Genomic DNA, 13466 nt, shown 5'->3' with positions numbered 1-13466 from the left:
TCATGCGACTAAAGTTGGTAGCAGTAATTCAGGCAGTAATCTTCACCACTCTTTGCTCTAAACTCTTTATCTTCGCTGCATGCCTTTGGTTTGCCCTTTGCATCACCTTGAATCAAACTGATCCAGTGGCGCATTGCTGCAATGGTCTCTTCGCGCATTGTGGTGGTTGCTTCCACTGGCGATTGACCGAACGTGGTACATGATTCTAACTGAATATCATCGATCTCTACCAATTCAATACACCCCGTCCCTTTATGACATCCAAACATCACTTCTAAGTGACTGCCACTGCCGTCTCGGAACAAGATAGAGTCTGGGTCATTCTTCTCACCCATGTACGCTACAAACTGTTTAGGGTGCTTTAGGCCGCTGTGCTGACCATCTTTAAAGTAAGCCATGATATGGCGGTAATCAACTACGTAGCTGGTTACGTCTTGATGTGAACCATTCTCTAATGGGAACAGTCGATCAAGCAGCTGTTTTGCTTTCACTTGCTTCTCTGTTTGCTGGTTGGCACTGATTGTCTCCACGGCAAAGACAGCTTCAGCGATAAATGGTTTTGATTGTTTTTGGATTTCTGTTTTATCGAATGTAAGCATATTCATAGTCTTTCCCTCTTGACTAGCCCGGTGATAACCACCGATTTCTACAGCAAAAATGTGTCCTAGAGCAATTATTCCAAACTAACGTTTAACTTATTTGTCATTTTGTGAATTGCTTAGTTTGTAGATTAGCGCTTTTTTACATACAATTTCACAACAAAAATTTCACAATGTGAATTTTACAAATATGGCCTTGTCAAAAAGTTTAGTTCGTCAGTCTCATTTCCTAGGTACGAAAATACGTAACCTAAGAAAACGTAACCATTTAACGATGGAAGATCTGTCTGCGCGTTGTATTCGAATCAACCCAGAATACGCACCTTCCGTTTCTTACCTTTCAATGATTGAACGTGGAAAGCGTGTGCCAAGCATCGACATGCTGGAAGTGATTGCGCAGGTTTTTCAGAAGACCCCAACGTGGTTCCTCGACGACGAATCAGAACAACAAGCCATTGCACCTGACAAAGGAAATCGTGGTGGGATAAGTGGCATGGCACTCGAGCCTAGCTTTCTTTTCTCCAACGACATCCTGCAGATTGCGATTCCTGAAATGCTGTCACAAACGGGGATCTCTGGCCGTCAATTTGCTCACCTCTTGATTAGGGCACACCAAGAAAGCAACCAGAACCACTTCCCTGACCTTGAGCGCGCCGCAGAGGAGGTTGGTCTAAAACGTCTTAACCTGAGCGTAGAAGACCTGATAGACATCGCTAGAACCCTTGGTATTAACATCCGCTGGGTTACGCGCACGCCGCAGGACGTGGTTGATGAGCTAGGAATCAATGCCAAGCAACTGGTTACTTCATTCTTTGAGCCTCCCGGTACGATCTTTTTAAACGAAATTCTCAAAGAGTACCCCACTCGTCTGAAATACGATCTCTCGGTTTATATCGGCCATTGCATTCTGCATAGCAAAGAAGGCCTAAAGAGTGTGTTGTCGGTCGGTAACAACAACACATGGGATGACAACCAGGTTTCAGGCTCTTCACAGCTGAACTCTCAAGACATTCTGCAAGCGTGGCGAGACTTTGAATCCAGTTTCTTTGCTGGAGCTCTTCTGTGCCCGAAAGTCCCGTTTAGACAGCTGTTAGACCGCACTGGTTACGAAATAGACGTTCATAAGAGAGCGGGGGTTTCCCCCTCTGTTGCGATGCGTAGAATGACGGTAGTATCGCCCTACCCTCACTGGCACTACTTTGATGCTTATGGGCCGGGGAAACTCAAGGCGGTATACCGCGGGAACGGGATTCCACTGCCTTGGGGGAATATGAGAACGGTCGCCGATCCATGTCAACATTGGGCAGTGTTCCGTCGATTATCAGAACCTCGGGCGGGTAGCTCAGCTCAGATCTCCATTTTAAATGTAGGAGATGAGCCAAGAATCTATTGCTGTGAATCCATCAATATGACGGATCCTGCGGGTAACAATCGTGTGTTGTGTGCTGGTATAGACTTAAACCCAGCGATTGATGCTCAAGGCGGTAATTCAAGAGATATTGCAGAGCAGCTTAAGGCGTCATGCGTCAACAATGGTGGCTCTGTGGTAATCCCACGTAACATCAAGAAAAATCTCACGACAATAGCCAAGATTCTAAATATAAATTGGATTGAACGTGGGATTGAGACAGAGGCTAGGCTTATCTGCTCCAGAGGTGGAGAGTGCCCTCGCCAACCAAGCTGTTACTCGAAGTGTGGTGAGTAAAAAAGTAAAACCAACAAGTAGAAATCAAAATTCAGGCAAAAAAAAACCAACCACAATAAAGGTGATTGGTCATATATTTTGTGTGAACAATATGGGTTCACTAACAACGTCAGTTGGCTAGGTGACCCTCGGCTTAAGAAGGGTCACCATTACTAATGCAGCATACGTGCCAACTTTTAAAACACGTATTTACTAAGCATCTGAACACGTATTGGCCGTAAATCCCTGCTTGTTTTGCAAACTGGAATTGCAAATTGCAAAGATCCACAAAAACGCTAGTGATTATGTTGTTATTAATAAATCATTAACGAATCATTACCTTTCCTCTCAATAGCGTATTTCTTCTTGATTCAGTCGCTTTTACGGCCAAGAAATCACTTCTAATTCGTAAAATAATACCCATAAAAAAACGCGAACATTGAAATTCAATATTCGCGCTTATTCGAGTTAAATTGCAGAAATTCGCTAATAAACGAGAACCTTCTTAAAAAGTAATTCTCGTTGCTGAACCGCTACAAAGCTACCTTATCAACCTTTTGGTCTACCAAAGAGCTACTATTTCTGAGGTGCAGGCTTAGAACGGCTTCTAGATGGTGAAGGCTTGTTACCTGTAGGCTTATTACCTGCTGATTTGTTCGACGGTTTGCTCGAGCCATTACCGCCACCGAAACCAGACTTATTAGGTTTACCTGCACCAGCTGGCTTACCTGAACTATTCGTAGAAGGCTTGTTTGCCGCATTACCACGCTTATAGTTACTGCCATTATTTCTTAAAGATTTATCATCACCAGCAACTGCAGAGTTGCTGTCAGAGCCTTTGTTACCTGAGTTAGGCTTGTTCGCATTTGGCTTACGCTTAGGAGCAGAGCCTGAACCAGAAACATGACGCTTGTTCTTACCTGCTGGTTTGTGCCCGCGAGCATTCTCGCCAGAACGTTGACCATCAGAGTGTTCACGTGTCTTTTTCGGCTTCTTAGGCTTAATCGGACGCGAATCCAAACGAGATTCTGGCAACTTGTTTACAGGTGCAAAACCTTCAAGTTCACGGCGCTCAAGCACTTGCTGAATAAGGCGCTCGATACCAAACAGTTCACCCACTTCATCAGCACAAACCAATGAGATGGCTTTACCCACTTCACCAGCACGGCCAGTACGACCAATACGGTGAACGTAATCTTCTGATACGTTTGGAAGGTCGAAATTCACTACTTGAGGCAGTTGCGGAATATCGATACCACGCGCTGCGATATCAGTCGCCACCAATACTCGCACCTTACCCGTTTTGAAGTTCTCTAGGGCTTTAGTACGCGCGCCTTGGCTCTTGTTACCATGAATAGGCGCCGCTGAGATGCCTTGCTCGTCAAGGAAGTGTGAAAGCTTGTTTGCGCCATGTTTCGTTTTGCTAAACACAAGCACTTGTCGCCAATCATTATCTTTGATGAGCTTCGCTAGCATTGCGCTTTTTTTCTTTTTATCTACTGGGTAGATGCTTTGCTCAACGGTTGGTGCCGTTGAGTTCGCAGGGCTTACCGAGATTTCAACTGGGTTGTTAACTAAACCTTTCGCCAAGCCACGAATATCATCAGAGAACGTCGCTGAGAACAGTAGGTTTTGGCGCTTCTTAGGTAGAAAAGCCAAGATCTTACGGATATCGCGAATGAAGCCCATGTCTAGCATGCGGTCAGCTTCATCTAGCACTAGAATTTCTAGTTGATCAAAACGCACAGCATTTTGGTTGTATAGGTCAAGTAGACGACCCGGTGTTGCTACCAGTACATCACTACCTTTACGCAGTTTTTGCATCTGAGGGTTAATTTTCACACCACCAAACACCACCGTAGAAGTAAGAGGTAAGTTAATACCGTACTTCACTACGCTGCCATTCACTTGCGCAGCAAGCTCACGGGTTGGTGTTAGCACTAGCGCACGTACTTGGTTCTGACGTACGCGAGGGCCTTTTGACAACATTTCAAGAATAGGTAGCGTGAAGCCTGCAGTTTTACCTGTACCTGTTTGAGCAGCGGCCATAACATCTTTGCCGGTTAGGACAGCAGGTACGGCTTTCTCTTGTATTGGTGATGGCTTATCGTAACCTTGTGCTTCAATAGCTTTAAGGATCGGTTCAGAAAGGCCCAGGGAGGTAAAACTCATAGATTATTTTCTCAGTTGAATAACATTTAATATGAGCAACGCGCAGAAAGAAGTCGTTGCTACAGCTTTCGCTCATCAATTGGATTGATAAGGAGCAAAGCGCGGTATTCTGAGGCTTTTCCCCACATTCAGCAACTAAATTCTAATCACAGCTCCAATTCAACCTACATAACTTGTCGCTTCTGTTCGTACATTTTTTCATCAGCCGCTTTCAAGAGTGCATCGACATCATCGTAGTTATTGTTATGAATAACCCAACCAACACTAATTCGAAGATAAATTGAGTGAGTCTCATAGACCACTGGTGTCGTACATATCACCTTACGAAGTTTAGCCACAATCGACGATACATGTTGATCATCGATGATGCGTGGCAATAAAACTAAGAACTCATCGCCTCCTATCCTTGCCACGATGTCTGAACCGCGCAACTCACTCTTTATACGCTTAGCACATTCAACTAACACCTGATCGCCGGCCGCATGACCAAACGTGTCGTTAATTGCTTTAAACCCATCCAGATCGATATTGACAACCGCAAAGGTTCTCGCTCTCTGCTTTTGAGTGGTTTTAAATGCCTGCTTGAGGCTGTACATGAAGTATCGACGATTCGGCAACATCGTGAGCTCATCATGCATAGAACGGCTATCAGCAATTAGATACAGGCGATAAATAGTCATAAAGGCAATCGCTAGCACTAACATTATGGAGTAGCCCACCAGCCTTACCGCTTGAACTCGATACCAAGGCACGTCCATCAATACATGCTCACTACCGGAGAGAGCAAGGTACCAACCACCGTAAGGAAAGCTCACCTGCTCGGTGGCAAACGCATTATCGAACACATCCTGGGTGCCATAAAAAACAGGGCCATCTTTACCCGAACTGTTGGCACCGCGAATTGCGAGTTCGTACTTGTTCTCGATTTTCCCAATTCCGACATCTTCAAACAGCTCATCTAAGCCAATAACAGCACTGGATACACCCCAATAGTCTTGATTAAAAGGTGGGTCTCGAAAGATCGGAGTTCGCGTAATGAGGGCTTGACCACCTTGAAACAATTCAAAAGGCCCAGCAATAAAAGTGTTACCGAGATTACGGGCTATCTCAACAGACTCCCATTGGTTGGGATAATCGCGATAATTAATACCAAGAATCTGCTCATTGCCTTCCATAGGGTAAACAAAGTTTAGAATGTCGTCTTTGGCGAGCCCAATAAGTCGAATATGGAAGCCATCTTGAATGATATTCTCAGCAATCTTGTCCCAATTCTTCACCTCACCATCAGGGTTGATGGTCACTAAGGTCGAGAAATTGTTGAGGATATACATATCTGACACGATCGCGGCTTCGATCCGAGAACGAATAATGGATAATTGTTTTTTTCCCTCAGAATACGATTCATTTTTAAGAAAAGTTAATTGCTTGGCGTGAAAGAACTCAATCGCGCTCACTATCGCAAGGAAAAAAAGAAAAGATACAACCTTAGCAGACCACTGCTTGCTAGAACCACTTGGCATTTACGAACCTCTAACACTTTTGTTCTATATACTGCCTTATAACGGCTCATTTCTGGCTTATTGCTCCAGTATGCCGCTAAGTCACTAAAAATCTATACTAACGTCTAGTATCTATCAAATATTGTGCCATTCATCACTTCAGGTCTGTTGGTTATACTAATTGATTAATCAAAAAGGGTTAGTGAACCTTATAAAGCTTACATTGTATTGACTCAAACCTTACATTAAAGGATTCATCGATGTTATTTTACATAGACTATTAATCAGCTTGGTACCTCACGACATGAAGCTAAAAACGATTACACTGTGCACATTACTATCGGCCTCAGTTACGGTCGCTGTTCACGCACAAGAGAACGCTCTGGCGACAAATGTACCGAGTATTCAAACCCAAGCAGATTCTCTCAACTCTCATGAACAATCTTTCAAACAATCTGCAGACCTCATTCGTACGACCTACGAAAGCCAGCTTTACACTCTGCCTGCATTCAAAGAAGGTCATTACGGGCTGCGCATGTATCGCCAAACATTAGACGATAGGTATTCTGCTGCGGTATGGAGTGACATGGCACGAGTGGCAAGTAAGCTCAGCACCCTGTCGAATGACGTTCATACCATGGAACAAATCGTACTCTACTCAGAGAAGCGCGTTGCTTCTTATGTTGGCGATAACGATGAGCGCAGTGTTCGACGTTACAACATCACCAAGCACATGCCAGAATATCTCTACCTTGGTGTTGACCTCCTAGGCTCTATGGCTCGTGCTAATGAATACGGTTTAGAGCACAAGAACGATGCTAAGCTGCGCGAAATCATTCGTCGCTATGACTTCTCACGATACGTGACCAACGAAGACATGGTGAAAGCGTGGGCGGCTCAACTCGCCAATCAAGTCTACTGGCTGCGCCAATTAGGTGAACAAGATGTCGTTGGTGAGTTTGTCGACACCTTCAAAAAAGCGTACCCAGACGATGAAGATAAGAAGCTTTCAAGTCAGCAATTTGGCAACAAACTCTACGGCATGACACACGTCATCTTTGGCGATTCCGAGTACTACCAACATCAAGTGAGCGAGCAAGATCATCAATGGATCTACGATTACTTCAGAGAAAACATCGATACGATTCTGCTGCGTGCGAAAGAAGATGTGATTGCTGAGGTTGGATTAACCTTCTTACTGGCAGGTTTAGAAGATGACCCAGTTGTCGAGAAAACTCGGCTCGCGATTCAAGCTTCTATCGATGAGAAACAAGGCATGATCCCTTCTATCACTGGTGATTTTGATCTTGAGTACGGTGAACACCGCAACGTGCTAGCAATCATGCTACTCGATTGGCAGCAAGTGAATGAAGCGCCGACCTATGAAGGCAACCCTAAGGTGTTTACTAACATCCCTTACGGACTCATTAAAAACCAACCACCGAAGAACTAGCAGCATACCTAGGCTGGTCTTAGATACTTAGGTTGGTCATAGAACCCAAAAAGCCGCATACCTTTCAAGGCCTGCGGCTTTTTTAATTATTTCCACACCATCACTTCGCTCTGGCTCAGGTTTAGGTTTAGGTTTAGGTTTAGGAGCAGACCTTGTTCATCACTATCGTGAAATCCCCTTCTGCGTAGCCCTCTATTAAAGAGACATCATCACAGAGCGTTTTACAGAAACGATAGACACCTTGAGGGTGATAACTCATCAAAGTATTACGTGAATGATATTGGCTTGAATTGAGAAGATTAAAAATCACCGTCTGATTCGCCAATTCATACATACGAGTAATCATGTTTGTCAGATAGTCAGAATCACGAGAGATGTAGTTCAGTGAACCACTGGCGATAACAATGTCATGCGCCTCAAGGTTCATTTGGCTCATGTCTCCCGACAAAAACTGACAACGATCTTCTGTGTAATTCTGCTTAGCCTTTTTTAGAAAGCCTGCATGTTGGTCAACACCGGTGTAAGATTGAATTCGATAGATGCTGTCGAGCAGTTCAAACAACTCGCCATAGCCACAACCCAAATCTAAAACACGCTTCTTTTCGAAATCAGCCGAGCGAGCGATCACTTCAAAGCGACACAATTGACTCTCTTCACTAGTCCAACCGAGAGCTTTGGCCTTGTCGCCATTCGAGCGGTTAGTCTGTTTTCGGTGATACCAATACACCTTAAAACGATCACGCCAGTGCATTACGAGAAATCCACCCACACTTCACGGCCACCAGCCAGCTCTTGGTTATGGTACTGCCATTGATATTGCGCAAGCAGCTTTTCGGTGAGCTCTAACCCTAGACCAAAGCCCAAATGATTGTCTTCTACCGTGCCATCAGTGTTGTTGTTAACAATGGTGACTTTTGAACCCACTTGAACGATATCCACGGTACCGCTTCCTGTGTGCTGGAAAGCATTGCGAATCAAGTTGGTCAGCACGATTCGGGTTAGTCCAGCTGGTAACTGGCATTGTGTGTCGTCGCTTTCAATATTCACAACCACCGCCTTTCCATTCAATAGATAGGTTAAATCGTGGGTAATCTGTTGCGACAGTTCGCCAAGATGTACGTTTTCCAAAGGCAGGTCTTTGTCTTGTTGTCGGGTGAGCCACAACAAAGTTTCTGTCAGGTCTGTCATGGTGAAACCCGCGCGCTTAATTCGGTCTATCACTTCAAGCTGCTTTTCTGGGCTCTTACCCTTTTGAATCAGCTTCTCTAGCAGTTCACTGTTGGTTCTTGTGACTGCAATAGGGGTACGTAATTCGTGGCTCGCATAACCCAAGAACTTCTGTTCCCGCTCTAGGCTGTTTTGAACAGAACTCAAACTATCACGAATGATGTGAGCCAAGGTGTTCAGTTCACTGAAGTGAAAATCTGGTGTCGGTTCATTGAGGTTGTCTTTATCTAACGATTTAGCCCAGTTCTTTAGCTGTTCAACAGGCGATGCCACCTTACGTAACACCATAACCAAAATAATGAAAAACAAAACAATTGCGCCCAGTGCGGTCAATAAAATCATCACAAAGTGCGGAAGCCCGTCATCTTTCATAAATTGATCATGCCTTTGCGTAAACACCGCAGAAACATAACGAACCTCATCACCTTTCATTACCTTCATGGCGAAATAGCCTTTCTCGGGAGGTGAGAATATAGATTTGCCAATGATCATTTTGGTCATGCGGTTGAATTGCAGTTCGTTCTGGTTAAGGTTGTTCTGAATACCTTGTGGCAAGTCGCTCCATTGGGTCGCCACCGTAAATTCTTGATTGGTCATAGGCTTGCCCGGCTTCACCGCATCTTGTTGCGCTTGGGCAATCATAGAGCCACGCATAGCGATATCCATCCCAGAGACAAAGTAATTTACGCTCAATGCAGAAAGAACCAGAATCGTCGTCACACCAGTGACCAGAATCGCCAATAAGACGTAGATCCTTAAACTTGGTCTGATCTTCATTCTTGTCGTAACTCCTTAATCGCAAAACCTTTGCCCGCAATAGTATGCAGTAGCTTATTGTCTTGTTCTGCATCCACTTGTTTACGCAAATTAAAGATGTGTACTTTCAAGCTGTTACTGTCTGGTTGGTCGTCGCCCCACACGCCCTGCATGATCGTCTCTCGTGAAACAGGATTAGGACTAGATCGCATCAAAACTTCTAAAATTTTGAGCGCAGTTGGGGAAAGCTTGAGAGGTGAGTTCGCACGATACGCTTGATGCTGTTTAAGGTCGATCTCGAGATCGCTCACCGATAAGCGGCTAACCTGACCACTGCGTCGCTTCGCTAAAACTTGCGCTCGAACAATCAACTCTTCCATTGCAAAAGGCTTCACCAAATAATCATCAGCCCCTTTTGAAAAGCCAGTCAGCTTATCATCAAGCGTATCACGTGCGGTCAGCATCAAAACGGGGGTATCAATACCCTGTACTCTGAGATTCTCACACACCTGCAAGCCGTTCATTTTAGGCAAGTTGAGATCGAGAATGACTGCGTCATAGCGATTAGTTTTAATTAGATTGAGTCCAGCTAAACCATTCGCTGCATGATCGCACTGGATATCTTCTAAATCGAGGTAATCAATAACAGCAGTGGCTAAATCGAGGTCGTCTTCAACCAAAAGCAATTGAAGCTTATCTGTGAGTTTATTAGTGACGGATTCTGCCATCGTGACGACCTCTATTTTAGTTGTTGTGTGGCTTGTTATGCCGTGCTCTTTAATATCTTGACCTGTAACGAACCTAGACCGATGCAGCTGATGATATCTCGGCATTCATCAGCCTAGATATCATCATTAGCTTAGCCATTGTTAAGCCGTTTGTTCAACGCCTTTGACTCGATTTGTGACTTTAAGAATCAGAGACTTAATCTCACATTGAATCATTAACAATGCTGGCGTCAGAATCAATGTAATAAACGTCGCAAACAAAATGCCATAACCTAGTGCCGCCGCTGCTGGGATCAGGAATTGAGCCTGCAGAGACGTTTCACTTAATAGTGGCGTCAAACCTGCGAACGTGGTGACCGATGTGAGTAACACGGCTCTTAGTCGACCAGAACACGCTTCAACAATCGCATCGTGAACCGACTTGCCCTGCTCTTTGATTAGCTCATTGAAACGAGAAACCAACAACAAGCTGTCATTCACCACCACGCCACTCAACGCAAGGATACCGTTTAACGATAGGATACTGATTGTTAAGTCATTCCACCAGTGCCCTAAGATTGCCCCAACAATACCAAATGGAATCGCTGTCATAATGATCACAGGCTGAATGTAAGACTTCAGCGGGATAGCAAGCAGCGTGTAGATAGCAATCATGGCGAGTACAAACATGCTCATCATTGAACTCGCGGTTTCTTCTTGCTCTTCCGTTTCGCCAGCAAAGTCGACCGTTAGCCCCGGATATTGCGCTTCTAAATCGGGTACTAATGTGTCTTGCAACTGATGAACAAGCTCAGCAGGCGCAACCACCTCTTTGTCCAATACTGCACTGATGTACACAGCACGTTGGCTATCAATGCGTGTGATCTCTGATACTTGGTAATCAGAATATACTTTAGCGACTGTGCTCAAAGGCACCACGGTACCGTCGTTGGTTCTCACGCTCGATTGTTTGATATCCGCAATGGTTTGACGATCCGATTCAGGATAACGAACACGGACTTTCACCTCATCTTTACCACGTTGGAACTGCTGAACAATATCACCACCAAACGCTTGCAGTACTTGTTGCGAAAGGCTTGCAGTATCAAACCCTAACGCGCGACCTTGTTGTGTTAATTCGAAACGATACTGAGGCTCACCCAGATCTAAGTTATGATCAATGCCACTCACACCGTCAATAGCTTGAAGCTCAGTTAAGAACTCATTGCCCGCCGCAGTAACAGATTCTTCGTTCCACGCTTTCAATTCTACTTTGAAGTTGTCGACCATCTCCATTTTAGACAAGACTTTGAGCTTCTTAACCCCTTCCATCGTGCCCACTGTCTCTTGCCAAGCATCTGCAAACTCGTTCGATGTGTAGACACTGTCGCTGTCCAATTCAATTTTAACTTGGCCAGAATCATCAGCATCGGCGATAACCTGAAGGCTCAGCAGTTCCGATGCTTCATCTTGAGCACCGTATTGCGCTCTCAGAGTTTCATCTGTTTGTGTTGCCGCCGCTTCAAGCACTAGCAAGTTCTGTTGTGTTTGACCAAAGCTCGCGTCGTTTTGCATCGACATATCGGCAGTTACTGTGTCGCCGGGCATATCAGGGAAGAAAGCCACACGAACCGCACCCGTCATTGGCAACCCAGCAACCAAAATAAGCAATGACAAGAAAACCATTACCACGGCATAACGCAGTTTCAGCGCCCATTCAATTACGGGGCAGTAGATACGCTTATTAAACCAACCTAGCCCAGTATCGGCAGCATGTTGAACACTAGCCCAAAGCCCCTTTTTGTCGCTGCGCTTGGTATTAATGTGCGCGAGGTGTGATGGCAGGATGAATTTAGACTCAACCAAAGACAGCAACAAACAGATAGTCACGACCGTGCCGAACTGAGCGTAAATCTGACCCATTTTACCTTCAACGTTAGCCAGTGCTAAGAAAGCAACAACCGTCGTTAGCACACCAAATATGGTTGGTGATGCCACCTTCATGGTGCCTCGAATGGTACTGCCGATCGAGTCGCCTTCTTCTTTGCGGGTGGAGTAGATACTCTCCCCTACCACCACCGCATCATCGACCACTATCCCGAGCGCCATAATGAAACCAAAGGTGGTCATTTCATTGATGGTTAACCCCATAAAGGTGTCTGTCATGAAGAACATGGTGCCAAAGAATACGAACGGTAAGCCCGCAGCTACCCAGAAAGCGACACGCACGTTGAGAAACACCGCTAACACGATGAATACCAAAGCGATACCGGTGAGCGCGTTCTTCACTAACAGGCTCAAGCGGTCTTTGATCATGGTGCTTTTGTCGTACCAAGTTTCAATCTCGACATCATTAGGCAGCATGTTGCTGTTTTCCCAGCGCTCCACCACTTGTTGAGCCTGTTCAACAATGCTGACGACGTCTCCGTATTCATCCATCACGATCTGAATTGCCATCGCATTCTGTTGGTTGTAACGAGAAAGCATGAAGGTGTCATCGGCAAACATGTCTTCAACGTTAGCAATGTCACCCAATGTAATTTGAGTGCCATCAGTGGTCGTCATCACCGGAATCGCGTTGAAATCTTGCAGTTCGTACGCCTGTTCAGATACCTTCAAACGAACCGTTTTTTCACCATTGCGAAGGCTGGTCGAGATAGCTGCAGAAGATTCCGCATTGATCGCTTCAGAAACGTCAGTCAGTGTTAATCCATAAGCTTGGAGCTTGTTCTCATCAACCTCAACCGAGATCATAGGATCGGCTTTGGCTTTGATTTCCAAATCACGAATCGCCGATTGGCTCAGTAAGTCCGACTTAAGTTGCTCGGCTAAACTCTGCAGCGTTGCTCGGTCTGCGTCACCATAGAGCTGCACCCATAAAGCATGATCTTGCATGCGAGCCTTATCAATCACAGGATTGTCAGCGCCTGCAGGCAGGTTATTGATCGCATCAACCTTAGTTTTAACGTCGGTTAACAGGGTATCAAGGTCATAGGTGCTCGTTTTCTCAATCGAAACGTGGCTTCCGTTCGCATCAGAAGTAGATGTAATACGCTTAATGCCCGGTACGGTTTCTAACGCATCTTCAATCTTAATCGCAAGGCCTTCTTCCGCCTGAACAGGGTCACCACTGTCATAAGTCACTGAAACAGTGACAACATCGGGTTCTAGGCTCGGGAATGCTTCTTTACGTAACGTGTTAAGCGACAACACACCAATGATGATCACGCCCACTAACAGTAAGTTCGCTGCCACAGAGTTGTTAGCAAACCACGCGATTACGCCAGTATGTGACTTACTCGACGTCTGGTTACTGTGCACTTGGTGATCACAGTGCGCTTGGTTATTAGGTTTCAGCTCGTTAGACAT

At 45.3% G+C, this 13466-nt stretch carries 9 protein-coding genes; 2 read left to right on the top strand and 7 right to left on the bottom strand.

What is annotated here, in order from left to right; translation table 11 throughout:
* Nucleotides 1-8: 8 nt before the first annotated feature.
* On the bottom strand, nucleotides 9-605 hold the full coding sequence (locus OCU90_RS17680) for an aldolase/citrate lyase/malate synthase family protein (protein ID WP_054547138.1): 597 nt from the start codon (nucleotides 603-605) through the stop codon (nucleotides 9-11).
* A 268-nt stretch (nucleotides 606-873) separates the two neighbouring features.
* Between OCU90_RS17680 and OCU90_RS17675 the strand changes: the two genes are divergently transcribed.
* The gene (locus OCU90_RS17675) at nucleotides 874-2304 is read left to right on the top strand and encodes a DUF3612 domain-containing protein (protein WP_061023204.1); all 1431 of its coding nucleotides are present in this window, start codon (nucleotides 874-876) and stop codon (nucleotides 2302-2304) included.
* Between the two features lie 555 nt (nucleotides 2305-2859).
* Here OCU90_RS17675 and OCU90_RS17670 read toward each other — a convergent pair.
* Together OCU90_RS17670 and OCU90_RS17665 are read right to left on the bottom strand one after the other, a co-directional pair.
* Nucleotides 2860-4455 (bottom strand): DEAD/DEAH box helicase, encoded by a 1596-nt coding sequence (locus OCU90_RS17670; RefSeq protein WP_061023202.1) that lies wholly within the window; start codon nucleotides 4453-4455, stop codon nucleotides 2860-2862.
* A gap of 164 nt (nucleotides 4456-4619) precedes the next feature.
* Complete coding sequence (locus OCU90_RS17665) at nucleotides 4620-5975, bottom strand: diguanylate cyclase (protein WP_004729996.1); 1356 nt, start codon at nucleotides 5973-5975, stop codon at nucleotides 4620-4622.
* 283 nt (nucleotides 5976-6258) lie between these two features.
* On the opposite strand from OCU90_RS17665, the gene OCU90_RS17660 reads away from it, so the two are divergent.
* Nucleotides 6259-7407: a DUF3541 domain-containing protein gene (locus tag OCU90_RS17660; RefSeq protein WP_061023200.1), complete on the top strand. Its 1149-nt coding sequence runs from the start codon at nucleotides 6259-6261 to the stop codon at nucleotides 7405-7407.
* Nucleotides 7408-7546: 139 nt separating this feature from the next.
* Here the strand turns inward: OCU90_RS17660 and OCU90_RS17655 are convergent, their stop codons facing one another.
* The 4 genes from OCU90_RS17655 to OCU90_RS17640 all read right to left on the bottom strand — a co-directional run bounded on the left by OCU90_RS17655 (nucleotide 7547) and on the right by OCU90_RS17640 (nucleotide 13466).
* A complete protein-coding gene (locus OCU90_RS17655; protein ID WP_061023198.1) occupies nucleotides 7547-8158 on the bottom strand; it encodes a class I SAM-dependent methyltransferase in 612 nt (203 codons plus the stop codon).
* Nucleotides 8158-9411 carry a sensor histidine kinase gene (locus tag OCU90_RS17650; RefSeq protein ID WP_061023195.1) on the bottom strand — a complete coding sequence of 418 codons (1254 nt, stop codon included), beginning with the start codon at nucleotides 9409-9411 and terminating at the stop codon, nucleotides 8158-8160. Before OCU90_RS17650 ends, OCU90_RS17655 begins: the two co-directional genes overlap by 1 nt.
* Nucleotides 9408-10118 carry a response regulator transcription factor gene (locus OCU90_RS17645; protein ID WP_061023192.1) on the bottom strand — a complete coding sequence of 237 codons (711 nt, stop codon included), beginning with the start codon at nucleotides 10116-10118 and terminating at the stop codon, nucleotides 9408-9410. Before OCU90_RS17645 ends, OCU90_RS17650 begins: the two co-directional genes overlap by 4 nt.
* A 141-nt stretch (nucleotides 10119-10259) precedes the next feature.
* The gene (locus tag OCU90_RS17640) at nucleotides 10260-13466 is read right to left on the bottom strand and encodes an efflux RND transporter permease subunit (protein WP_061023191.1); all 3207 of its coding nucleotides are present in this window, start codon (nucleotides 13464-13466) and stop codon (nucleotides 10260-10262) included.

It is taken from the genome of Vibrio splendidus, from assembly GCF_024347615.1.
GTDB lineage: Bacteria > Pseudomonadota > Gammaproteobacteria > Enterobacterales > Vibrionaceae > Vibrio > Vibrio splendidus.
The sequence above is the reverse complement of the archived record's forward strand: the minus strand, read 5'-3'. Positions and strand labels throughout refer to the sequence as shown.

Bases quoted from the DNA above. Each gene is read 5' to 3' on its own strand.
- OCU90_RS17650 (WP_061023195.1), bottom strand. From the start codon at position 9,411: ATGAAGATCAGACCAAGTTTAAGGATCTACGTCTTATTGGCGATTCTG.
- OCU90_RS17675 (WP_061023204.1), top strand. From the start codon at position 874: ATGGAAGATCTGTCTGCGCGTTGTATTCGAATCAACCCAGAATACGCA.
- OCU90_RS17660 (WP_061023200.1), top strand. From the start codon at position 6,259: ATGAAGCTAAAAACGATTACACTGTGCACATTACTATCGGCCTCAGTT.
- OCU90_RS17640 (WP_061023191.1), bottom strand. From the start codon at position 13,466: ATGTCTAACGAGCTGAAACCTAATAACCAAGCGCACTGTGATCACCAA.
- OCU90_RS17655 (WP_061023198.1), bottom strand. From the start codon at position 8,158: ATGCACTGGCGTGATCGTTTTAAGGTGTATTGGTATCACCGAAAACAG.
- OCU90_RS17670 (WP_061023202.1), bottom strand. From the start codon at position 4,455: ATGAGTTTTACCTCCCTGGGCCTTTCTGAACCGATCCTTAAAGCTATT.
- OCU90_RS17665 (WP_004729996.1), bottom strand. From the start codon at position 5,975: ATGCCAAGTGGTTCTAGCAAGCAGTGGTCTGCTAAGGTTGTATCTTTT.
- OCU90_RS17680 (WP_054547138.1), bottom strand. From the start codon at position 605: ATGAATATGCTTACATTCGATAAAACAGAAATCCAAAAACAATCAAAA.
- OCU90_RS17645 (WP_061023192.1), bottom strand. From the start codon at position 10,118: ATGGCAGAATCCGTCACTAATAAACTCACAGATAAGCTTCAATTGCTT.